We start from the raw sequence: 22,973 nt of genomic DNA, 5'->3' as shown, positions 1-22,973 counted from the left end.
CCGGTATTAATACTTCTGGACAAGATGCACGGCGTGGAGCCTGATTCGAGTCTAGAGTGACTGGCGAGGCCTATCAGTGACAATAGGCGCCAATTGAATATCCGTGGGGTTCACCGCAGGAGCGGTCAGCATAAAATGCCTGTCATGAGCGAAAGAACCACGTCGGCCAGCTGGGCATCAGGGATCGTGAAGGCACTCGAACTGGAAGGGCTGGACTGCCGGGCCATGTTCAAGCAGCTGGGGCTGGATTTCGCTGCGCTCGACGACCCCGACGCGCGTTTCCCCCAGGACTCCATGACACGCCTGTGGCAACTGGCGGTGGAACTGTCGGGCAACGAGGCCATAGGCCTGAACATGGCGCGGGTGGTGCGCCCGGCATCGTTCCATGTGGTGGGTTATGCGTTGATGTCCAGCCGCACCCTGGCCGAAGGCTTCGAGCGCCTGGTGCGTTACCAGCGCATCATCGCCGAGAGCTCCGACCTCAGCTTCTCTCTCGGCCCCGAGGGCTATTCGCTGATCCTGACCGTACATGGCGACCATCTGCCGCCGACCCGGCACAGTGCCGAAGCATCGCTGGCCTGTGCGCTGGCGCTGTGCAGCTGGCTCAGCGGTCGGCCGGTGCAACCGCGCCGGGTGCTGGTGCAGGGGCCGCAGCCAAAGAATATCGAGCCGTACAAAGCGGCGTTTCATTCGCCGCTGGTGTTTGGTGCGCCGCACGATGCGCTGGTGTTCGAGCGCGCCGACATGGAGGCACCGCTGCCCACCGCCAATGAAGCCATGGCCATCCTGCATGACCGCTTTGCCGGCGAATACCTGGCGCGTTTCTCGGAAAGCCGGGTCACCCACCGCGTGCGCCAGGTGCTGTGCCGTATCCTGCCGCAGGGCGAGCCCAAGCGCGAAACCCTGGCTCAGGCCCTGCACCTGTCGCAGCGCACTTTGCAGCGGCGGTTGCAGGAAGAAGGCACCAGCTTCCAGACCCTGCTCGATGACACCCGCCGCGAACTGGCCGAACAGTACCTGGCGCAGCCAGGCATGACCCTGATGGAGACCGCCTACCTGCTGGGCTTTGCCGACCCCAGCAACTTCTACCGGGCGTTCCGCCGCTGGTACGATGCCACGCCTGGTGAGTACCGCGCGCGTCTGGGCGCGGAGCCCGAGGTGGTCAGTGGCGCCAGAACGCCGGCATGCACAACACTAGCACCGTGATGATTTCCAGGCGGCCGAGCAGCATGCCGCTGGCGAGAATCCACTTGGCAGCGTCCGGCAGCGTGGCGTAGTTGCCCGACGGGCCGATCACTTCACCCAGGCCCGGGCCTACACCCGAGACCGTGCCGGCAGCGCCAGTCAGGGCGGTCATCCAGTCTACGCCAAGCAACGACAGCAGCAGCGCCATGACGCATATGGTAATGGCGAAGAAGAACGAGAAGGTCAGGATCGAACGCACGATTTCTTCGTCGAGGCGGTGGCCGTTGTACTTCTGCTTGATCACCGCGCGCGGGTGGATCAGCTGGTTGAGGCTGGCCTTGAGCAGGATGTAGGCGACCTGGAAGCGGAAGATCTTGATGCCACCTGCCGTCGAGCCGGAGCAGCCGCCGACGAAGCCCAGGTAGAAGAACAGCATCAGCGAGAAGTTGCCCCACAGGCTGTAGTCACCCAGGGCGAAACCGGTGGTGGTGACCACCGAGGTCACGTTCAGCGCCACGTGGCGCAGGGCATCGAGCCAGTGCAGATTGGTGGTGGCCCAGTACCAGGTGCCAAGCACCAGCCAGGTGGCCACCAGCATGCCCAGCAAGCCTTGCACCTGCTGGTCGCGGATCAGTGCCTTGCGGTTGCCACGCAGGGTGGCCACGTAGAGGGTGAAGGGCAGGCTGCCGAGGATCATCACCACCACCGCGACCCAGTGCACGGCCGGGATATCCCACTTGGCCAGCGACTGGTCGGAGGTGGAAAACCCGCCAGTGGAGATCGCCGACATGGCGTGGTTGATTGCATCGAACGGGTTCATGCCGGCCCACCAGAAGCCCAGCGCGCCCAGGATCGAGAAGCCGACGTATACCCCCACGATCGACTTGGCGACCATGTGCGAGCGCGGCATGACCTTCTCCGAGCGGTCGGACGATTCGGTCTGGAACAGGCGCATGCCACCGATGCGCAGCAGCGGCAGGATCGCAACCGCCATGCCGATGAAGCCGATGCCGCCGAGCCAGTGCAGCATCGAACGCCACATCAGGATGCCTGGAGACATGTTATCGAGCCCGCTGAGCACGGTGGCACCGGTGGCGGTGATACCCGACATGCTTTCGAAGAAGGCGTCGGTGTAGCTGATGTGCTGGGTCAGCAGGAACGGCAGGGCGGCGAATACACACACCACCAGCCAGCTGCTGACGGTCAGCAGGTACATATCGCGCGGGCGCAGGTGCACATGCTCGGGGCGACCCTGAAGCACCAGGGCCAGGCCGGCGACAAAGGTGATCAGGCTCGACCAGAGGAACGACGGCATGTCACGGGTGCGTTCGAAGATCACCAGGGTCGCCATGGGCACTGCCATGCTGACGGCGAGGGTAATCAGGAAGATGCCGATGATGAAACCAATGATCCTTAAGGTCGGCAACGCCATGTGATCTGCTCTGACTCGAAACGGAAGGGCGCCATTCTACCTATGGGTCTGGTGATGTAAACGCTAGAATGGCCGCACATTTACCTGCCAGGAGGGTAGCCGATGGAGGCTCTCGACGCATTGCTCAACCGTGTTTCCGTGCCACGCCTGACCGACCCGGCGCCCAATGCCGCCCAGCGCGAGGCGCTGTTCCAGGCCGCCCTGCGCGCCCCGGACCACGGCCAGTTGCGGCCGTGGCGGTTCCTCACCATCGAAGGCCAGGGCCGCGAGAAGCTGGGTGAGCTGTTCGCCGAAGCGTTGCAGCACAAGGGGGATGCCAGCCAGGCTGCCCTGGACAAGGCCCGCGCCATGCCCCTGCGGGCGCCGTTGCTGATCGTGGTGATTGCCAAGCTGCAGGATCACTTCAAGGTGCCCAGGTCCGAGCAGCGGCTGGCGGCGGGCTGTGCGGCGCACGGCATCCTGATTGCGGCGCATGCGCAAGGTATCGGTGCGGTGTGGCGTACCGGGGATATGGCCTTCGATGCCCACGTGCACAAGGGCTTGGGGCTGGCCGAGAACGAGGAACTGATCGGTTACCTGTATGTTGGTACGCCGCTGACCGAGCCGCGTACGGCGCCCATTCTGGAAACCGCTGATTTCGTAAGTGCCTGGGGCGAGTAACGCAGCCTTGGGCTGATTGCTTTATCAGGGCTGCTGGCCCTTTCGCGGGTAAACCCGCTCCCACAGGGACGGCGCAGGCTTCAAGCTTGCACTTTCCCTGCGGGAGCGGGTTTACCCGCGAAGAAGGCCAGAGGCCTTTACATTATCAACTGCCGGTTGCCTCAGTCACAGGCAGCTCCAGCCGAGCTACAAATCCACCCTGCGGATGGTTCTCCAGCACCAGGCTGCCACCATGCCGCTCGGCCGCCTTGCGTGCAATCGCCAGCCCCAGCCCATGCCCCGGCGCGTCCTGCCCCGGCGCACGGAAGAACGGCTCGCCCAACTGCGCCAGGTGCTCCGCCGCTGCCCCAGGCCCATGGTCGCGCACGCTCAACACGATACGCTCCTGCTCGCGCACGGCGCTGATTTCGATCGGCTGGCCCGGCGGGTTGAAGCGCAGGGCGTTGCGTAGCAGGTTGTCCACGGCACGCTCGATCAGTGTGGGCCAACCCTGCAAGGTCAACCCAGGCTGTGCCTCCAGGCGCACGTCCTGCTCCGGTGCGCTGAGCTGGGCGTCCTTGCGCACGCTGCCGAGCAGGGCATTGAGGTCTACCGGTTCGGCGTGAGCCTGTTCGGCATCGACCCGCGCCAGGGCGAGGATTTCGCTGATCAGGTCTTCCAGGCGGTCACATTCGCGAGTCAGGCGTGGCCACAGGGCTTCACGTTGCTCGGGCTCGGCGCGCTCGGCCAAGGCCAGGGCGATGCGCAACCTGGCCAGTGGTGAGCGCAGTTCATGGGACACATCGCGCAGCAACTGGCGCTGGCTGCCGATGGTGCTTTGCAGGCGCGCACCCATCTTGTTGAAGTCCTTGGCCAGCACGCCGAACTCGTCACGCCGCGCCGCCAGCTGCGCCAGGCTGTTCTGCTGGTAGGTGGTCTGGCCCAGGTCATGCACGGCGCTGCGCAGGCGGCTGAGCGGGCGGGTGATGGACAGGGTCACCAGCAGGCTGAACAGGGTCAGCACCACCAAAGCAATGCCCAGCGCACTGAGCGGCCACAACAGGCTTTCGCGGTGCCAGGCATCCAGCGCCGGGTGGGGGATGCGGTAGATCAGCAGGTAGGTCTCGCCGGTGTCGGGGCTGGTGTATTCCTCGGTCAGCCGGCGCCACGGCAGGCGCCGCTGGTCATTGTGCTGGCGTGCCTCGAAGGCCGCCGCACGGCGCGGGAAGGTGCCGGGCACCACGGCTTCGCCACTGTCATCGAGCACCTGCACGTCGATCTTGTAGCGGTCCTTGCGCCGTTCCAGGAAGTGCTGTGCCGAAGCCAGGCCTTCCTGCTCGTAATGCTTGGCCCACTTGCTGGCCAGGGTATTAAGGCCCGGGTGGCGGCTGAGGATCCAGGCGTCCTGGTTGAGCATATGGCCCAGCAGGATCGACAGGCCCGCAACCAGGGTGATGGCCAGCCAGAAACTGGCCAGGATGCGCCAGAACAGTGAACGCAAGTGCACCTCCTGCAAACGAGAAACGCCCGGCTCGCACTGAGGCGGGCCGGGCATCGGGCGGACAGCTTACTGGGCCTTGTTGCCTTTTTCAGCTTTCCAGGCCTGGAACTCCTGCCATTCTGCTTTCTGTGCGGCGCGTTCCTTCTGCAGTTCGTCGAACTTCTTCTGCTGCTCAGGCTTGAGCAGGGCACGGACCGCGCTGTCGGTCTTGTCGCGGTTGGCCTGCAGTTCGTCCTTCATCGCTTTCTGGTCGGCGGCCGGCAGCTTGGACAGGTAGCGCTCGGTGATGTCGCGGCGCTGTTTCATCTGCTCGCCCATCAGCTTGCCGATCTGCTGGCGCTGGTCACGGCTCAGGTCCAGTTGGTGGAAAGGCGCATCACCGCGATGATGCGGGCCGTCGTGGCGCGGGCCGCCTTCAGGCATGGCCATGGCCACGGTCGGCAGGGCGGCGGCGAACATCAGGGCGATAAGGGTCTTGCGCATGGTGTCTCTCCTTTACATAGGCCGGTGGTTACCGGATGAGCACAGTCTAGGGAGATCACCGTCAAGCGCGGTCAGCGGATGGTAAAGGCTCGGTAAAGATGTTCAGAGGCAGTAGTAATAGCCGCGGCTGCGCAGGGCGACGATGCGTGGCCGGCCATCGGCGTGGGGGCCGATCTTCTTGCGCAGGTTGCTGACGTGCATGTCCAGGCTGCGGTCGTACAGGGTCAGCTTGCGGCCCAGGCCGATCTGCGCCAGTTCCTGCTTGTCCAGCGGCTCGCCGGGTTGGCGCAGCAGGGCCTCGAGAATGCGGCTTTCGGACAGGGTCAGGGTCATTTCGCGGCCATCGATGCTGGCCACGCCACGAGCCGGGCTGTAGACCAGGTCGCCCAGTTCCACCTGGCTGGTGGTGGCGGTGGGGTGGCTGCGGCGCAGCACGGCACGCAGGCGAGCGGTGAGTTCACGCGGGTCGCAGGGTTTGGCCAGATAGTCATCGGCGCCCAGTTCCAGGCCGAGGATGCGGTCCAGCGGCTCGCCGCGGGCCGAGAGCATCAGCACCGGCAGCTCGGCATGCTCGCTGCGCAACTGCTTGAGCAGTTCCAGGCCACTGCCGTCGGGCAGCATCACGTCCAGCACCACGGCTGCCGGGGCATGCGTAGCCAGGGCCTGGCGGGCGCTCTGGCCATCGTGGCAGGCGCGCACGGTAAATCCCTCCTGGGTCAGCCAGCTGCCGAGCAGCTCGCACAGCTCCTGGTCATCATCAATCAGTAACAGCTCGCTCATGACTCACTCAATTCAACCATTGACGGCGGCTAAATCGGCCCGCCAGTGGCAAAGATACCGCAGACTGATGGCAACAGTATAACTGCTGGTACCGCGTGGCCTTCTTCGCGGGTAAACCCGCTCCCGCAGGGAAAGTGCAAGCTTGAAGCCTGCGCCGTCCCTGTGGGAGCGGGTTTACCCGCGAAGAAGCCCACGCGGTCTCAGATCAAGGCAGTACTTGCTTGAACGGCTTGACCACCACCTTGTCGTACACACCGGCCGCAATGTAAGGGTCGGCATCGGCCCAGGCCTGTGCCGCAGCCAGCGATTCGAACTCGGCAACGATCAGGCTACCGCTGAAACCCGCTTCGCCCGGGTCGTTGCTGTCGATGGCCGGGTGCGGGCCGGCCAGTACCACGCGGCCCTCGGCCTTCAGCTGCTGCAGGCGTTCGATGTGCGCCGGGCGGGCAGCCAGGCGCTTTTCCAGGGAGTTTGCGACGTCGCTGGCGATGATGGCGTAGAGCATGTCAATCCTTGGGTTTGGAGGTAGATGGGTCGTCGTGCAGGTGGCGCGACAGGTACACGCCCTGCGCCACCAGGAATATCACGGTCATGCCCAGGCTGCCGAACACCTTGAAGTCGACCCAGAAGTCCTGGAAGGTGAAGGCGACGAACAGGTTGGCCGCGCCGCAGAACAGGAAGAAGCCGATCCATGCCAGGTTCAGGCGGGCCCAGATGGCATCGGGCAGGCTCAGGGCGTGGCCCATGATGCGCTTGATCAGCACCCGGTCGCCGACGAAGTGGCTGCCGGCGAAGCCCAGGGCGAACAGCCAGTTCACCACCGGCGCCTTCCACTTGAGGAAGGTTTCGCTGTGGAAGGTCAGGGTCAGGCCGCCGAACACCAGGCAGGCCACCAGGGTCAGCCACTGGCCCTTTTCCAGCTTGCGCTGGCGCAGGAACAGCGCGCCGTAGACCACCAGCGAGCTGATGATCAGCATGGCCGTGGCGCTGTAGATACCACCGAATTCGAAGCTGTGGCCGGCGACTTCCATAGGGCGCGGGTCGAGCTTGTAGACGATGAAGAACAGCAGCAGCGGGATGAAATCGATGAATTGTTTCACAATGGCAGCCAGAATCGGGATGTGACGGCATAATAACAAACATCGATTCCAGCGAAAGCGCTCCTCCATGAATGTTGATCTGCACTGTCACAGCACGGCCTCCGACGGCGCCCTGTCGCCCTCGACACTGGTCGCCCGGGCCCATGAGCACGGGGTGCAAACGCTGGCACTGACCGACCATGACACCATCGAAGGCCTGCCCGAGGCGCGCCAGGCCTGCTGCGACAAGGGCATGCACTGGGTCAGCGGGGTGGAGCTGTCGTGCACCTGGGGTGGCGCGACCATCCATGTGCTGGGCTACGACTTCCCGCTCGACGCACCGCCCCTGCTGGCGGCGATCGAAGCGCTGCACCGTGGCCGCTGGTTGCGCGCCGAAGAAATCGACAAACGGCTGGCGGCCAAGGGCATGCCCGGTACCCTCGAAGGCGCCCGCGCCGTGCAGCACGAGCTGGGCGATAGCGGCAATGCGCCGGCGCGCCCGCATTTTGCCGAGTACCTGGTGCGTGCCGGGCACGTCAAGGACCGCGGCGAGGCGTTTCGCAAATGGCTGGGCGCCGGCAAGCTGGGGGACGTCAAGCAGCACTGGCCGACCCTCGATGAAACCGTCGCCACCCTGCGCCAGTCCAATGCCTGGGTGAGCCTGGCGCACCCCATGCACTACGATCTGACCCGCAGCAAGCGCAGAAGGCTGATTGCCGACTATATTCAGGCAGGCGGGCAGGCACTTGAAGTGGTCAACGGAATGATGCCAGCCGAGCAGGTGGGCACGATGTCCATCCTCACCCGTGAGTTCGGCCTGCTGGCAAGTGCCGGCAGTGACTTCCACGGCCCCGGCACCTGGGGCGAGATCGGTGCCTACCGGCCTTTGCCCGAGGACCTGCCACCCCTGTGGCGCCGATTCAGCCATGAACAGCCTTTGGCGGTATGAACAGGACGACTACGTGAGCCAATTTTTCCAGATTCATGCGGAGAATCCGCAGGTGCGCCTGATCAAACAGGCCGTCGAGATCATTCGCAAGGGTGGCGTGGTGGTGTATCCGACCGACTCGGCCTATGCCCTGGGGTGCCAGATCGGTAACAAGGCAGCGATCGAGCGGGTGCGCCGCCTGCGTGGCCTGGACAAGACCCACAACTTCACCCTGATGTGCTGCGACATGTCGCAGTTGGGGTTGTATGCCAAGGTCGACACTGGCACTTTCCGCCTGCTCAAGGCCCATGTGCCCGGGCCTTACACTTTCATTCTCAATGGTACCCGCGAGGTCCCGCGCCTGCTGCTGCACGAAAAACGCCGCACCATCGGCCTGCGCGTGCCGGACCATGCCATCACCTTGGCCTTGCTGGCCGAGCTGGGCGAGCCGCTGATGAGCGTGAGCCTGATCCTGCCGGGTGATGACGAGCCGATGACCGACCCTCACGAGATCCGCGAGCGCCTGGAGCATCATGTCGACCTGGTAATCGACGGCGGTTTCGGTGACCTCAAGGCATCGACCATCATTGACCTGTCCGGCGATGAACCGGAACTGGTCCGTGAAGGCTGCGGCGACCCCACGCCATTCCTGGTCAACGCGTGAGCCAGGTGGAAACGCCCGAGGCACCGGCCGAACAGGCCGAGACGCCTCGGCAGCTGCAACTGGCCCTGGTCTATGGCGAAGCCCTGACCGAGCTGCCGCTGGACCTGTACATCCCGCCGGACGCCCTGGAAGTCATCCTCGAAGCCTTCGAAGGCCCGCTGGACCTGTTGCTGTACCTGATCCGCAAGCAGAATATCGACATCCTCGACATCCCGGTGGCGGAAATCACCCGCCAGTACATGGGCTACGTGGAGCTGATGAAGAGCGTGCGCCTGGAGCTGGCCGCCGAGTACCTGGTGATGGCGGCCATGCTGGCCGAGATCAAGTCGCGCATGTTGCTGCCGCGCTCGGCCGACGTCGAGGAGGAGGAGGGTGACCCGCGCGCCGAACTGATCCGCCGCCTGCAGGAATACGAGCGCTTCAAGGCCGCCGCCGAAGGCATCGATGCGTTGCCACGGGTTGGCCGCGAGGTGGTGGTGCCGCGCCTGGAGGCGCCGCAGGCCAAGGTGCGCAAGCTGTTGCCCCAGGTCAGCCTGGAAGAGCTGCTGGTGTCGATGGCCGAGGTGATGCGCCGCAACGACCTGTTCGAAAGCCACCAGATCACCCGCGAGACCTTGTCCACCCGCGAGCGCATGAGCCAGGTGCTGGAACGCCTGAAAGGCGGCGGTTTCGTGCCATTCGTCGAGCTGTTCGCCGCCGAGGAGGGCAAGCTGGGTGTGGTGGTGACCTTCATGGCGATTCTTGAGCTGGTGAAGGAATCGCTGATCGAACTGGTGCAGAATGAACCTTTCGCCGCCATTCACGTGCGGCTCCGCCCGGCGCTTGTTGAAGAACCTGATGAACCTGAATGAACCCCGCGACCTGGCGTCGCTGATCGAAGCCTTTCTGCTGGCTTCGGGCAAGCCGCAATCCCTGGAGCGCCTGTACGAACTGTTCGAAGAGGCCGAGCGCCCCGAACCCAAGGTGTTCAAGCAGGCCCTGGAGGTGCTGGGTAAGTCGTGTAACGGCCGCGCTTTCGAGTTGAAGGAAGTGGCCAGCGGCTACCGCCTGCAAATTCGCGAGGACTATGCCCCTTGGGTCGGGCGCCTGTGGGAAGAGCGCCCGCAACGTTATTCACGTGCGCTGCTCGAGACTCTGGCCCTGATCGCCTATCGCCAGCCCATCACCCGGGGCGAAATCGAGGATGTGCGTGGCGTGGCGGTGAACAGCAACATCATCAAGACCCTGATGGAGCGCGAGTGGATCCGCGTGGTCGGCTACCGCGAAGTGCCCGGCCGGCCGGCGATGTTTGCCACCACCAAGGCGTTTCTTGACCACTTCAACCTCAAGAGCCTGGATGAGCTGCCGGCCTTGGCCGAGCTGCGCGAAATGGAGCCGGAGCCGCTGCTCGACCCGGACGATGCGCCGGTGCCGGCCCACTTGCAGGCGTTGGCCGATGCCAGCCTTGGGGAGGAGGAAGAGGTTGTTGAGCCGAAGGAGGAAACCAGCTTCCGAAGCTTGCTGGTGGAACTGGATGCCATGGAAGAAGGGCTGAAGACCGATTTTGATGATTTGCGTGAGGAAGAGCCTGAGGCCTCGGTGGAGGAAGAGGGCAAGTCACTGCCCTGATTCCTTTGTTGTCTGTACTGGCCTCTTCGCGGGCACGCCCGCTCCCACAGGGATATCACAGGTCCTGAGGGCTGCGCTATACCTGTGGGAGCGGGCGTGCCCGCGAAAGGGCCGGTACAGACAACACATCACCATTAGGCAGAAACCCCTCGCAAAGCCCACAAAACCCTCTACCCTCCAGTGCGTTCCCCCGCCGAACCGCGTATGATGCGCGGCCTTTTGGCGCGTTCGTCGCCAGAACCCTTATTTCATTCCTACACCGGGAGGTGCCCAGATGAGTGAGCAAGACCTGCAAGATACCGAAATCACCCCTCCATCCGGCGAAAAGCTGCAGAAAGTGCTGGCGCGCATCGGCGTTGGCTCGCGCCGTGACGTCGAAGCCTGGATCAGCCAGGGCCGCATCAAGGTCAACGGTGTCGAGGCCACCCTCGGCCAGCGCGTCGACCTGCACGACGCCATTGCCGTGGATGGCAAGCTGATCAAGCGCGAAGAGGCCGCCGAGGCCACCCGCCGGGTGATCATGTACAACAAGCCCGATGGCGAAATCTGCACCCGTGACGACCCGGAAGGCCGCCCGACCGTGTTCGACCGCCTGCCACGGCCCAAAGAAGGCCGCTGGATCAACATCGGCCGCCTCGACATCAACACCACCGGCCTGCTGCTGTTCACCACCGACGGTGAACTGGCCAACCGCCTGATGCACCCGTCCTACGAGATGGACCGTGAATACGCGGTACGTGTGCGGGGTGAGGTCGACGACGAGATGATCGAGCGCCTGAAGGCCGGCGTGATGCTGGAAGATGGTCCGGCCAAGTTTACCGACATCCAGAAAGCTCCCGGTGGCGAAGGCTTCAACCACTGGTACCACTGCGTGGTGATGGAAGGCCGTAACCGTGAAGTGCGTCGCCTGTGGGAGTCCCAGGGCATGGTGGTCAGCCGCCTGAAGCGCGTGCGTTTCGGCCCGGTGTTCCTCAACTCCGACCTGCCGATGGGCCGCTGGCGTGAAATGACCCAGGGCGAAATCGACATCCTCGCCGCTGAAGTGGGCCTGCAGCCGGTGGCGCTGCCAGCCATGAAGCTCAAGGCCAAGGACAAGATGGAGCGCCTGCAGCGCAAGTCCACCCGTCCGCTGGGCCGTGGCGAGCGCGTGCGCAACCTGCGCCCGGCTCACGAAGGCGCTGCAGCCGAGCAACGCCCGGCGCGCCAGCCGCGTGAAGAGTCTCCACGCAAGAGCGGCCGTGGCAGCACCGTGGCCGAGCGCCCGAGCGAGATGCGCAAGCGTCCGGGCAAGCCTGAAGGCGACAAGCCGGCAGGCCGTGGCCGCGGCAAGCCGCGTGGCTGATTGGCCTGTGCAGCAATGAGAAACCAGCCTTCGGGCTGGTTTTTTTATGCCTGTGAGAATTTGGGGGCTGCTGTGCAGCCCATCGCGACACAAGGCCGCTCCCACAATAAAACGCGTCACATGCGGGAGCGGCCGTGTGTTGCGAAAGGGCCGCAAAGCGGCCCCAAGATATTGAACAAAAAGAAATTTTCGGACAACTGGCAAGTTCTCGAACCACCCTGTAAAGAAATTTGTACATTTGTGGCCGAATTCAGCCCTGATTTCAGATTGATCCCGGCTGTGTAAACAAACCTTGCCGCTGCCAACGCGCCAAAGCCGCCGCCCCGCCCCCGCCCACCCTTGCTCAAACCCCCGCCCCACGGTGTTATAGCCGTCATTGCCGTGTGCAAAAGCCTGTCCACAGAGCCAGGCTGACAAAACAACAAATGGAGGCGCCATGTACGCCGATCACTCCGCCTTTCTAGGCCCACACCACAGGATCGCTGCGTTTTTTCCCAAGGAAACGATGCAACGCGTTGACGCCTGCGCGTTTGCAGGGGTATACAGTGCGCCGCGTTTTACCTGTGACTCCTTTGCGTACCGCGCACTCTTGATCACGCCTGGTTGACCCGCCCCGGCGGCACCTGAGGTCAAGAAACCCAAGGTAATCACCTTGCCCATTCCGCTGCGCCACGAGCGCGGTGGGTCCGATTCCGTCACAGATAAAAACAATGCAGGTGACTTCGTTCATGAGTGGACAAAACATGCATTCAGGCGAGCTCAAGCGGGGCCTGAAGAACCGCCATATCCAGTTGATCGCCCTCGGTGGTGCGATTGGTACCGGCCTGTTCCTCGGCTCGGCAGGCGTGATGAAATCCGCTGGCCCGTCGATGATCCTTGGCTACGCCATCTGCGGCTTCATCGCCTTCATGATCATGCGCCAGCTCGGCGAAATGATCGTCGAAGAGCCGGTGGCCGGCTCGTTCAGCCATTTCGCCCACACCTACTGGGGTGGTTTCGCCGGCTTCCTGTCAGGCTGGAACTGCTGGGTGCTGTACATCCTGGTGGGCATGTCGGAGCTTTCGGCGGTCGGCAAGTATGTTCACTACTGGTGGCCGGAGATCCCCACCTGGGTCACGGCGGCAGCGTTCTTCGTGCTGATCAACGCCATCAACCTGATGAACGTGAAGTTCTTCGGTGAGGCCGAGTTCTGGTTTGCCATCATCAAGGTGGTGGCCATCGTCAGCATGATCGGCCTGGGTGCCTACCTGCTGACCAGCGGCAGCGGCGGCCCTGAAGCCACCGTGGCCAACCTGTGGTCGCATGGCGGCTTCTTCCCCAACGGTGTCAGCGGGCTGGTGATGGCCCTGGCCTTCATCATGTTCTCCTTCGGTGGCCTGGAAATGCTCGGTTTCACCGCCGCCGAGGCCGACAAGCCGAAGACCGTGATCCCCAAGGCGATCAACCAGGTCATCTACCGTATCCTGATCTTCTATGTCGGTGCCCTGGTGGTGCTGCTGTCGCTGACCCCGTGGGACAACCTGGTCGCCAGCATCGATGCGTCCGGTGGCAGCTACGGCAGCAGCCCGTTCGTACAGGTGTTCTCGCTGCTGGGCAGTGACGTGGCCGCCCACCTGTTGAACTTCGTGGTCCTGACTGCGGCACTGTCGGTGTACAACAGCGGCACCTACTGCAACGCCCGCATGCTGCTGGGCATGGCCGAACAAGGTGACGCCCCGGCGGCGCTGGCCAAGGTCGACAGCCGCGGTGTACCGGTGCGCTCGATCCTGGTGTCGGCAGCCGTGACCCTGATTGCCGTGCTGCTCAACTACCTGATGCCGTCGAACGCGCTGGAACTGCTGATGTCGCTGGTGGTGGCCACCCTGGTGATCAACTGGGCGATGATCAGCTACTCGCACCTGAAGTTCCGCCAGCACCTGGACCGCACCGGCCAGAAGCCGCTGTTCAAGGCGCTGTGGTACCCCTATGGCAACTACATCTGCCTGGCGTTCGTGGTGCTGATCCTGGGCATCATGCTGATGATCCCGGGTATCCAGGTTTCCGTGTATGCAATCCCGGTGTGGCTGTTCGCCATGTTCGTGGCCTACATGATCAAGCCGCGTCGCAAGGCGCAGGCTGTTGGGGCTGCTGGTAGCGTGGCCCGATAAGGCGCTACAGGTAGCGTATGAAAAACCCGAAGTCAGGAACTGGCTTCGGGTTTTTTATTGCCTGTACCGGCCTCTTCGCGGGTAAACCCGCTCCCACAGGGATATCACCTGACCCGAGAGCAGCGCTACATCTGTGGGAGCGGGTTTACCCGCGAAGAGGCCGGCACAGCCAGAAATCAGATCTGCTCCAGCAACCAGCTACGAAACGCCCGCAGCGACGGCAACGCCTCATTCCTCGGCGGGTAGATCAGGTAATAACTGCGCTGGCTGGCAAATGCCCCCCCGGGGCTGTACAGCTCACCCTTGGCCAGTTCCTCCTCCACCAGTATGCGCGGCACCAGGCCGATGCCAATCCCGGCTCGTACCGCCTGGATCAGGTGCGAGGTCAGTTCGAAGCTCGGCCCCAGGCGCATCGCCCGGTGCGCCAGGCCATGGTGCGAGAACCACTCGCCCCAGGCATGCGGGTTGTTGGCCACATTCAGCAGCACCTCTTCACTGATGCGTGCCGGGCTCCAGCCCTGGCTGTCCGCGCCAGCCTCCGGCGGCAATATCACCACCAGTTCCTCGGCATGCAGCCGATGACAGACCAGCCCCGGCAGGTCGTGGCTGGCCACGCCGATGGCGGCGTCGATTTCGCTGGTGTCGAAGTTGATGGCTTCGATGCGTGAATGAATGTGCACCAGCATGCCCGGGTGGGCGCTGTAGAACGCATGCAGCCGTGGTAGCAGCCATTTCGAGCCGAAGGTGGGCAGGGTGGCCAGGCGCAAGGTGCCCACCCCCGACTGGTAGGCCAGTGCCTGCAAGGTGGCGCTGCGGATGCGCCCCAGTGCCTCGCTGAGCTCGCGCTGGTACAGGCGACCTACATCGGTCAGCTGCACCTGGCGCCCTTCGCGGCGGAACAGGGTCAGGCCCAGCTGCTGCTCCAGTGCCTGCACCTGGCGGCTGACCGCGCTCTGGGTCAGCGACAGCTCGGCGGCGGCGCGGGTGTAGCTTTCATGCCGGGCGGCGGCCTCGAAAGCCAGCAGCAGCGACATGGATGGGGTCAGGTGGCGGTAATTCATTCATGAAAGTCATCGATAGCGGCAGGATTATCCGTTTGCCCCTGAAGCGAAACTACAGGAACATTGGCTTATACGTCATCCCTGCATGTCATTATCCATGCCGGAACGACAGGAATCCCGTGATTAGCCAATATCAAGAGGCCATCCTTCGATGATCGCCCAGCTGCCGACCATTGCCCCGAGCGCCAATTACCCCGAATTCCTCGAAGCCCTGCGCAACAGCGGCTTCCGTGGCCAGATCAGTGCCGACTACGGCACCCGCACGGTGCTGGCCACCGACAACTCGATCTACCAGCGCTTGCCGCAGGCGGCGGTGTTCCCGCTGGACGCCGACGATGTGGCGCGGGTCGCCACGCTGATGGCCGAGGCGCGCTTCCAGCAGGTCAAGCTGACCCCGCGCGGCGGTGGCACCGGCACCAACGGCCAGTCGCTGACCGACGGTATCGTCGTCGACCTGTCGCGGCACATGAACAAGATCCTCGAAATCAACGTCGAGGAACGCTGGGTACGGGTGCAGGCCGGTACGGTCAAGGACCAGCTCAACGCCGCGCTCAAGCCGCACGGGCTGTTCTTCGCCCCCGAGCTGTCCACTTCCAACCGCGCCACTGTCGGCGGCATGATCAACACCGATGCCAGCGGTCAGGGCAGCTGCACCTATGGCAAGACCCGTGACCACGTACTGGAACTGCACAGCGTGCTGCTCGGTGGCGAGCGCCTGCACAGCCTGCCGATCGACGATGCCGCGCTGGAACAGGCCTGTGCCGCGCCCGGCCGGGTCGGCGAGGTGTACCGCATGGCGCGCCAGATCCAGGAAACCCAGGCGGATCTCATCGAAACCACCTTCCCCAAGCTCAACCGTTGCCTGACCGGCTATGACCTGGCGCACCTGCGCGACGAGCAGGGCCGCTTCAACCTCAACAGCGTGCTGTGCGGTGCCGAGGGCTCGCTGGGCTATGTGGTCGAGGCCAAGCTTAATGTGCTGCCGATCCCCAAATATGCCGTGCTGGTCAACGTGCGCTACACCAGCTTCATGGATGCCCTGCGTGACGCCAATGCGCTGATGGCGCACAAGCCGCTGTCGATCGAGACCGTCGACTCCAAGGTGCTGATGCTGGCGATGAAGGACATCGTCTGGCACAGCGTCGCCGAGTACTTCCCGGCCGACCCCGAGCGCCCGACCCTGGGCATCAACCTGGTGGAGTTCTGCGGCGACGAGCCGGCCGAGGTCAATGCCAAGGTGCAGGCGTTCATCCAGCACCTGCAGAGCGACACCAGCGTCGAGCGCCTGGGCCACACCCTGGCCGAGGGTGCCGAAGCGGTAACCCGCGTCTATACCATGCGCAAGCGTTCGGTGGGCCTGCTGGGCAACGTCGAGGGTGAGGTACGCCCGCAACCGTTCGTGGAAGACACCGCGGTACCGCCAGAGCAACTGGCCGACTACATTGCCGACTTCCGTGCGCTGCTGGATGGCTACGGCCTGGCCTACGGCATGTTCGGCCACGTCGATGCCGGCGTGCTGCACGTGCGCCCGGCGCTGGACATGAAGGACCCTGCCCAGGCCGCACTGGTCAAGCCGATTTCCGACGCCGTGGCGGCACTGACCAAAAGCTACGGAGGCTTGCTGTGGGGCGAGCACGGCAAGGGCCTGCGCTCGGAATACGTGCCGGAGTACTTCGGCGAGCTGTACCCGGCGCTGCAGCGCCTGAAGGGCGCTTTCGACCCGCACAACCAGCTCAACCCGGGCAAGATCTGCACCCCGTTGGGCAGTGCCGAGGGCCTGACCCCGGTCGATGGCGTGACCCTGCGCGGCGACCTCGACCGTACCATCGACGAGCGCGTGTGGCAGGACTTCGGCAGCGCCGTGCACTGTAACGGCAACGGCGCCTGCTACAACTACGACCCCAACGACGCCATGTGCCCGTCGTGGAAGGCCACCCGTGAACGCCAGCACTCGCCCAAGGGCCGCGCCTCGCTGATGCGCGAATGGCTGCGCCTGCAGGGCGAGGCGAACATCGACGTGCTGGCGGCAGCGCGCAACAAGGTGTCCTGGCTCAAGGGCCTGCCGGCGCGGCTGCGCAACAACCGCGCGCGCAGCCAGGGCCAGGAAGACTTCTCCCATGAGGTGTACGACGCCATGGCCGGCTGCCTGGCGTGCAAGTCGTGCGCCGGGCAGTGCCCGATCAAGGTCAACGTGCCGGACTTCCGCTCGCGCTTCCTCGAGCTGTACCACGGCCGCTACCAGCGCCCGTTGCGTGACTACCTGATCGGCTCGCTGGAGTTCACCATCCCGTACCTGGCCCATGCGCCCGGGCTGTACAACGCGGTGATGGGCTCAAAGTGGGTGAGCAAGCTGCTGGCCGACAAGGTCGGCATGGTCGACAGCCCGCTGATCAGCCGCTTCAACTTCCAGGCTACCCTGACCCGCTGCCGCGTCGGCGTGGCCAGCGTGCCGGCCCTGCGTGAACTGACCCCGGCCCAGCGCGAGCGCAGCATCGTGCTGGTGCAGGATGCCTTTACCCGTTACTTCGAGACGCCGCTGTTGTCGGCCTTCATCGACCTGGCGCACCGCCTGGGCCACCGGGTGTTCCTGGCGCCTTACAGCGCCAACGGCAAGCCGCTGCACGTGCAAGGCTTCCTCGGTGCGTTCGCCAAGGCGGCGATCCGCAACGCCACCCAGCTCAAGGCCCTGGCCGACTGCGGCGTGCCGCTGGTGGGCCTGGACCCGGCGATGACCCTGGTGTATCGCCAGGAGTACCAGAAAGTACCGGGCCTGGACGGTTGCCCGCAGGTGCTGTTGCCGCAGGAGTGGTTGATGGATGTGCTGCCGGAGCAGGCAGCGACCGCGCCGGGCAATTTCCGCCTGATGGCGCACTGCACCGAGAAGACCAACGTGCCGGCCAGCACCAGGCAGTGGGAGCAGGTGTTCGCTCGCCTGGGCCTGAAGCTGGTGACCGAGGCGACTGGCTGCTGCGGCATGTCCGGTACCTATGGGCACGAGGCGCGCAACCAGGACACCTCGCGGACCATCTTCGAGCAGTCGTGGGCGACCAAGCTGGACAAGGAAGGCGAGCCGCTGGCCACGGGCTACTCGTGCCGCAGCCAGGTCAAGCGCATGACCGAACGGCAGATGCGCCACCCGCTGGAAGTGGTGCTCCAGTACGCCCGGCGCTGACCTTCAGGGCCTCGGGGGCTGCCTTGCAGCCCTCCTGGTTTACGCCGTCCTTGTAGGAGCAGCCTTGTGCTGCGAAGAGGCCGGTAGAGCCAATAGGTTTTCTTCGGCAGTAATGGCCTCTTCGCAGCACAAGGCTGCTCCTACAAGTCCCGTGCATGCCTTGAAGATGATGCCTGCCGATACAGATACAGACTCAACACCAACCCACAAGCCGCCGCCGCCGCGGCAAACAGAAACATCGAAGCAAAACCGAACCCCGCCGCCACCGCGCCCACCAGCGGCCCGGTCACCCCCAGCGACAAATCGATGAACAGCGAATACGCCCCCACCGCCGCCCCGCGGTTGGCCGCCGACACCTGATTCACCGCCTCCACCCCCAGTGCCGGGAACACCAGCGAGAAGCCGAACCCGCTCAGCGCGGCCCCCGCCAAGGCCATTTCGGCGTTGGGCGCCAGCCACAACATCAGCAGCCCAAGCGTTTCCACCGACAGGCAGGCGATCGCCACCCGGAACCCGCCAATCCGGTTGATCAGGTTGCCGAACAGCAGTCGCGCGCTGATGAAGCTGGCGCCGAACAGGCTCAGGGTCAGCGCTGCATTGGCCCAGCCGTGGCTGGCGTAGTACAAGGTGATGAAGGTGGCGATGGTGCCAAAGCCGATCGAGCCCAGGGCCAGCCCCGAGCCGTGCGGGAACACCTTGCCCAGCACCCGCAGGAACGGCAGGCGCACGCCACTGACGATCGGCGCGGCTTGCCTGGGCCACGCCAGCAGCAACCCGAGTGCACACAGCAGGATGATGCTCACGCCCATGCTCCACAGCCCCAGGCCCTTGACCATCAGCACGCCCAGCGGGGCGCCGATGGCCAGTGCGCCATAGCTGGCGATGCCGTTCCAGGAGATGACCTTGGCCGTGTTTTCAGCGCCCACCCGGCCAATGCCCCAGCCAATCGCACCGGAGCCCACCAGGCTTTCGGCACTGCCGAGCACCAGGCGGCCTAGCAGCAGGCAGGCCAGGCTCAGCCACGGCAGGTGGGTGAGGAAGGCGCAGGCCAGCATGAACACCCCGCTGAGCCCGCAGCCGGCCAGGCCATACATGACCGCCTTCTTGCTGCCGTGGTTGTCGATGATGCGGCTGGCGGTGGGGCGGCTGAGCAGGGTGGCGAGGTATTGCACGCTGATCACCAGGCCCGCGACCACGGCACTGAAGCCCAGATCGTTGTGCACATAGCCGGGCAATACGGCCAGCGGGATGCCGATGTTCAGGTAGCCGATGAAGGTGAAGAGGACGATGGAGACGACTTGCAGGGTGACCGCAAGGGGGCGCGGTGAGTGGGGCATGAGGGCCTACGTGGATTCTGGACGGTGTGAAAACGTGATGACGGGGGTGGCCCGCAGGTCAGCCGTTTTCACACAGTCGGGGGATGCGCGGTTATTCCTGGTCAGCGCTGGATTGATCGTCACCATCCTGCTCGACGGCAGTTGCCGGTTCGGCGTGAACGGTCACGGTTGGCTCTTCTGGGTTCAGGCTTGGGAAGGGAAGATTCGGGATTTCATGCATCTCGTCGTTCCTCGCAAGTGTGAGTGAAAAGTCTGCGCCAGGCGCGTTTGAAGCTTCGCAAAGCTGGGGCAGGATACACAAGTCTGGATGACAGTTTGGGTTTTTTACCGATCGTTTGTCGGTTTTGCGGACGAACAGCGGACATTTTTCCTTCAAAAAACTGGGGCCGCTTCGCGCCCCTTCGCGGGCTTGCCCGCTCCCACAGGTATTGCGAAGGCCAAGGCTTACGCAGTACCTGTGGGAGCGGGCAAGCCCGCGAAGGGGCGCGAAGCGGCCCCAATTCCCAAGCGGTTACTTGCGGCCTTCAGCCGTCTCCGCCACCTTGTCGGTGCGCGCGCACATGATGAAATCATTGCGGTGCAGGCCTTTGATCGAGTGGCTCCACCAGGTCACGGTGACCTTGCCCCACTCGGTCAGCAGGCCCGGGTGATGGCCTTCGGCCTCGGCGATCTCGCCCACGGCATTGGTGAACGCCAGGGCGTGCTTGAAGTTCTTGAACAGGAACACGCGCTCCAGCTCCATGTGGCCGTCACGTACTTCGATGTTCCAGTCCGGGATTTCGCGAATCAGCTCGGCCAGTTCTTCGTCGGTGACCTTTGGTGCGTCGGCGCGGCAGGCTTCGCAATGGGCTTGGTTCAAGGCATTCATGTGGTGTTTTCCGGTTCGAGTTGTTATCGGCAAGGTCGCTCAGGCAGCGACCTTGGGTGGAAACTTCGGTGCGTGCAGGCCCAGCTGCATGGCTTTGTGAACCATGCCCATGATGTCTTCGTGGGCCAGGTCGAACAGGCGCTTCATGTTCGGCAGTACGAAATACAGCGGCTGCAGGATATCGATGCGGTACGGTGTGCGCATGGCCTCGATCGGGTCGAAGGCCTGGTGCTCAGGCTCGCCAGACAGGCTGTAGACGGTCTCTTTTGGCGACGAAAGGATACCGCCACCATAGATCTTGCGGCCCTGCGCGGTTTCCATCAGGCCGAACTCGATGGTCATCCAGTACAGGCGCGCCAGGTATACGCGTTGTTCCTTGGTCGCGGCCAGGCCGAGCTTGCCATAGGTGTGGGTGAATTCGGCGAACCAGGGGTTGGTCAGCAGCGGGCAGTGGCCGAAAATCTCGTGGAAGATGTCGGGCTCTTGCAGGTAGTCCAGTTCTTCCGGGGTGCGGATGAAGGTGGCCACCGGGAAGCGCTTGCTGGCCAGCAGTTCGAAGAAGGTCTGGAAGGGAATCAGTGCCGGTACCCGGGCAACCTGCCAGCCGGTGGTGGCGCCCAGCACCTTGTTGATCTCGCCCAGTTGCGGAATGCGGTCATGGGGCAGCTTGAGCTGGTCGATGCCGTCCAGGTATTCCTGGCAAGCGCGGCCTTCGATCACTTTCAGCTGACGGGTGATCAGGGTGTTCCATACCGCATGCTCTTGCTGCGGGTAATCGATAAAACCATGCGCATCGGGCTCGCGTGCCACGTATTGCGTCTGTTTCATGTGGCTCTCCTGGTGAGGGCTTTTCTTGTTATGTGCAGGACATGCCTAAGGAATATCCCTTCGCTGGCCGCTTTGCACGGGGGTGGGCCACTGGCGGGGTCGGCTACTGGGGGTGATTTCGTAACGATAATTTTACAAAAAGGCGCAGGTGTCGGAAAATCCGAGGCATCTGGCTGATGCTTCGGCTGTTTTTGTCAGCTTATCTTTACGACTTTTCCGCGCGATGTTGAAAAACATTGGCGCTTCGAGAGCCCTCATGCGTATCAAAGTGCATTGCCAGAACCGCATTGGCATCCTGCGCGACATCCTCAACCTGCTGGTGGAATACGGCATCAACGTGCTGCGCGGCGAGGTGGGTGGTGACCATGGCAACGCCATCTACCTGCATTGCCCGAACCTGATCAATTTGCAGTTCCAGGCGCTGCGGCCGAAGTTCGAGGCCATCGCCGGAGTGTTCGGCGTCAAGCGTGTGGGGCTGATGCCCAGCGAGCGTCGGCACATGGAGCTGAATGCGTTGCTGGGGGCGCTGGACTTCCCGGTGCTGTCGATCGACATGGGTGGCAGCATCGTCGCCGCCAACCGTGCCGCTGCGCAGCTGCTGGGGGTGCGGGTGGACGAGGTGCCAGGCATGCCGCTGGCGCGTTATGTGGAGGACTTCGACCTGCCGGAGCTGGTGCGGGCCAACAAGTCGCGCATCAACGGCCTGCGCATCAAGGTCAAGGGTGATGTGTTCCTGGCCGATATCGCGCCGCTGCAGTCCGAGCACGACGACAGCGAGGCACTGGCCGGTGCAGTGTTGACCCTGCACCGCGCCGACCGTATCGGTGAGCGCATCTACAACGTGCGCAAGCAGGAGCTGCGCGGTTTCGACAGTATCTTCCAGAGCTCGCGGGTGATGGCGGCGGTGGTGCGTGAGGCGCGGCGCATGGCGCCGCTGGATGCGCCATTGCTGATCGAGGGTGAGACCGGCACCGGCAAGGAGTTGCTGGCGCGTGCCTGCCACTTGGCCAGCCCGCGCGGCCAGTCGCCGCTGATGGCACTCAATTGCGCCGGGTTGCCCGAGTCGATGGCCGAGACCGAGTTGTTCGGTTACGGCCCCGGGGCCTTCGAAGGGGCGCGGGCCGAGGGCAAGCTGGGGCTGCTGGAGCTGACCGCCGGTGGCACGCTGTTCCTTGACGGGGTAGGGGAGATGAGCCCGCGCCTGCAGGTAAAGCTGCTGCGTTTTCTGCAGGATGGCTGCTTCCGTCGCGTAGGCAGCGATGAAGAGGTGTACCTGGATGTGCGGGTGATCTGCGCGACCCAGGTGGATTTGTCCGAGTTGTGTGCCCGTGGCGAGTTTCGTCAGGACCTGTATCACCGGCTCAATGTGTTGTCGCTGCACATTCCGCCATTGCGCGAATGCATGGATGGCCTGGAAGGGCTGGTGCAGCACTTTCTCGATCAGGCCAGCCGGCAGATCGGCTGCGCCATGCCGCGCCTGGCGCCGGCAGCGATGGACAAACTCAGCCAGTACCATTGGCCGGGTAATGTCAGGCAGTTGGAAAACGTGTTGTTCCAGGCAGTTTCGTTATGCGAAGGCGGTGTGGTTAAAAGTGAACATATACGTTTGCCGGATTATGGTGTGCGTCAACCGCTGGGTGAGTTTTCGCTGGACGGGGATCTTTCGCAGATTGTCGGGCGCTTTGAAAAAGCGGTGCTGGAAAGTTTGATGGGGGAATTCCCGAGTAGTCGGGCTTTAGGGAAAAGACTGGGTGTTTCACATACCACGATTGCCAACAAGTTGAGAGATTATTCGTTGGGCAAGTCAGCGGATTAAGTAGTCGTTAATTAATAACCTGTTAATCAGTCGGTGGCTGCTTCGCGGGTAAGCCCGCTCCCACAGGTATAGCGCTGGACTCAAGGCAGGCGCTGTTCCTGTG

Annotated in this window: 21 protein-coding genes; 10 read left to right on the top strand and 11 right to left on the bottom strand. The window is 63.7% G+C overall.

All coding sequences use genetic code 11. The annotated features are described in order from the left end of the window. Positions 1-144: 144 nt before the first annotated feature. Entirely contained in the window at positions 145-1,206 is a 1,062-nt protein-coding gene (locus MKK04_RS19565) for an AraC family transcriptional regulator (RefSeq protein ID WP_207830949.1), read from the top strand. Here the strand turns inward: MKK04_RS19565 and MKK04_RS19560 are convergent. Next, positions 1,163-2,617 (bottom strand): TrkH family potassium uptake protein, encoded by a 1,455-nt coding sequence (locus MKK04_RS19560; protein WP_207830951.1) that lies wholly within the window; start codon positions 2,615-2,617, stop codon positions 1,163-1,165. The two genes, MKK04_RS19565 and MKK04_RS19560, sit on opposite strands and share 44 nt — an antisense overlap. A gap of 102 nt (positions 2,618-2,719) precedes the next feature. Here MKK04_RS19560 and MKK04_RS19555 point away from each other — a divergent pair, with 102 nt between their 5' ends. Then, on the top strand, positions 2,720-3,277 hold the full coding sequence (locus tag MKK04_RS19555; RefSeq protein WP_207830955.1) for an NAD(P)H nitroreductase: 558 nt from the start codon (positions 2,720-2,722) through the stop codon (positions 3,275-3,277). A gap of 145 nt (positions 3,278-3,422) precedes the next feature. On the opposite strand, the gene MKK04_RS19550 is transcribed toward MKK04_RS19555, so the two are convergent. The 5 genes from MKK04_RS19550 to MKK04_RS19530 all read right to left on the bottom strand — a co-directional run bounded on the left by MKK04_RS19550 (position 3,423) and on the right by MKK04_RS19530 (position 7,120). Then, positions 3,423-4,763, bottom strand: coding sequence for a sensor histidine kinase (locus MKK04_RS19550; RefSeq protein ID WP_207830975.1), 1,341 nt, complete (start codon positions 4,761-4,763; stop codon positions 3,423-3,425). A gap of 60 nt (positions 4,764-4,823) precedes the next feature. Continuing rightward, positions 4,824-5,240: a Spy/CpxP family protein refolding chaperone gene (locus MKK04_RS19545; protein ID WP_025340137.1), complete on the bottom strand. Its 417-nt coding sequence runs from the start codon at positions 5,238-5,240 to the stop codon at positions 4,824-4,826. Between the two features lie 102 nt (positions 5,241-5,342). Next, the gene (locus tag MKK04_RS19540) at positions 5,343-6,020 is read right to left on the bottom strand and encodes a response regulator transcription factor (protein WP_025340136.1); all 678 of its coding nucleotides are present in this window, start codon (positions 6,018-6,020) and stop codon (positions 5,343-5,345) included. 205 nt (positions 6,021-6,225) lie between these two features. Then, positions 6,226-6,525, bottom strand: coding sequence for a YciI family protein (locus MKK04_RS19535; protein WP_012273585.1), 300 nt, complete (start codon positions 6,523-6,525; stop codon positions 6,226-6,228). A 1-nt stretch (position 6,526) separates the two neighbouring features. After that, positions 6,527-7,120: a septation protein A gene (locus MKK04_RS19530; protein ID WP_063912900.1), complete on the bottom strand. Its 594-nt coding sequence runs from the start codon at positions 7,118-7,120 to the stop codon at positions 6,527-6,529. Between the two features lie 67 nt (positions 7,121-7,187). Here MKK04_RS19530 and MKK04_RS19525 point away from each other — a divergent pair, with 67 nt between their 5' ends. The 6 genes from MKK04_RS19525 to MKK04_RS19500 all read left to right on the top strand — a co-directional run bounded on the left by MKK04_RS19525 (position 7,188) and on the right by MKK04_RS19500 (position 13,788). Next, a complete protein-coding gene (locus MKK04_RS19525; RefSeq protein WP_207830958.1) occupies positions 7,188-8,048 on the top strand; it encodes a PHP domain-containing protein in 861 nt (286 codons plus the stop codon). A 13-nt stretch (positions 8,049-8,061) separates the two neighbouring features. Next, positions 8,062-8,691 (top strand): L-threonylcarbamoyladenylate synthase, encoded by a 630-nt coding sequence (locus tag MKK04_RS19520; RefSeq protein WP_207830960.1) that lies wholly within the window; start codon positions 8,062-8,064, stop codon positions 8,689-8,691. A 125-nt stretch (positions 8,692-8,816) separates the two neighbouring features. Beyond that, on the top strand, positions 8,817-9,542 hold the full coding sequence (locus MKK04_RS19515) for a segregation and condensation protein A (protein WP_207830977.1): 726 nt from the start codon (positions 8,817-8,819) through the stop codon (positions 9,540-9,542). After that, positions 9,529-10,299 carry an SMC-Scp complex subunit ScpB gene (gene scpB / locus MKK04_RS19510; RefSeq protein WP_207830963.1) on the top strand — a complete coding sequence of 257 codons (771 nt, stop codon included), beginning with the start codon at positions 9,529-9,531 and terminating at the stop codon, positions 10,297-10,299. The genes MKK04_RS19515 and scpB overlap by 14 nt, the downstream gene beginning before the upstream one ends. Positions 10,300-10,573: 274 nt before the next feature. Continuing rightward, positions 10,574-11,641, top strand: a complete 1,068-nt coding sequence (rluB, locus tag MKK04_RS19505) for a 23S rRNA pseudouridine(2605) synthase RluB (RefSeq protein ID WP_207830965.1) — start codon at positions 10,574-10,576, stop codon at positions 11,639-11,641. 728 nt (positions 11,642-12,369) lie between these two features. Further along, entirely contained in the window at positions 12,370-13,788 is a 1,419-nt protein-coding gene (locus MKK04_RS19500) for an amino acid permease (RefSeq protein WP_172827514.1), read from the top strand. A gap of 176 nt (positions 13,789-13,964) precedes the next feature. Here the strand turns inward: MKK04_RS19500 and MKK04_RS19495 are convergent, their stop codons facing one another. Beyond that, the gene (locus MKK04_RS19495) at positions 13,965-14,849 is read right to left on the bottom strand and encodes a LysR substrate-binding domain-containing protein (protein ID WP_207829551.1); all 885 of its coding nucleotides are present in this window, start codon (positions 14,847-14,849) and stop codon (positions 13,965-13,967) included. A 151-nt stretch (positions 14,850-15,000) separates the two neighbouring features. On the opposite strand from MKK04_RS19495, the gene ydiJ reads away from it, so the two are divergent. Then, on the top strand, positions 15,001-18,021 hold the full coding sequence (gene ydiJ / locus MKK04_RS19490; protein ID WP_233693733.1) for a D-2-hydroxyglutarate dehydrogenase YdiJ: 3,021 nt from the start codon (positions 15,001-15,003) through the stop codon (positions 18,019-18,021). 140 nt (positions 18,022-18,161) lie between these two features. Here the strand turns inward: ydiJ and MKK04_RS19485 are convergent, their stop codons facing one another. The 4 genes from MKK04_RS19485 to phhA all read right to left on the bottom strand — a co-directional run bounded on the left by MKK04_RS19485 (position 18,162) and on the right by phhA (position 21,054). Continuing rightward, a complete protein-coding gene (locus MKK04_RS19485) occupies positions 18,162-19,358 on the bottom strand; it encodes an MFS transporter (RefSeq protein WP_207829555.1) in 1,197 nt (398 codons plus the stop codon). Positions 19,359-19,449: 91 nt separating this feature from the next. Further along, positions 19,450-19,578 carry a hypothetical protein gene (locus tag MKK04_RS26510; RefSeq protein ID WP_256202935.1) on the bottom strand — a complete coding sequence of 43 codons (129 nt, stop codon included), beginning with the start codon at positions 19,576-19,578 and terminating at the stop codon, positions 19,450-19,452. A 291-nt stretch (positions 19,579-19,869) separates the two neighbouring features. Further along, positions 19,870-20,226: a 4a-hydroxytetrahydrobiopterin dehydratase gene (locus MKK04_RS19480; protein WP_003254532.1), complete on the bottom strand. Its 357-nt coding sequence runs from the start codon at positions 20,224-20,226 to the stop codon at positions 19,870-19,872. Positions 20,227-20,265: 39 nt separating this feature from the next. Further along, positions 20,266-21,054, bottom strand: a complete 789-nt coding sequence (gene phhA, locus MKK04_RS19475; protein ID WP_003260109.1) for a phenylalanine 4-monooxygenase — start codon at positions 21,052-21,054, stop codon at positions 20,266-20,268. Between the two features lie 256 nt (positions 21,055-21,310). Here phhA and MKK04_RS19470 point away from each other — a divergent pair, with 256 nt between their 5' ends. Then, positions 21,311-22,870, top strand: a complete 1,560-nt coding sequence (locus MKK04_RS19470; RefSeq protein ID WP_233687559.1) for a sigma-54-dependent transcriptional regulator — start codon at positions 21,311-21,313, stop codon at positions 22,868-22,870. Positions 22,871-22,973: the final 103 nt, after the last annotated feature.

The sequence above is a fragment of the Pseudomonas sp. LS.1a genome, from assembly GCF_022533585.1.
Taxonomy (GTDB): Bacteria; Pseudomonadota; Gammaproteobacteria; order Pseudomonadales; family Pseudomonadaceae; genus Aquipseudomonas.
The sequence above is the reverse complement of the archived record's forward strand: the minus strand, read 5'-3'. Positions and strand labels throughout refer to the sequence as shown.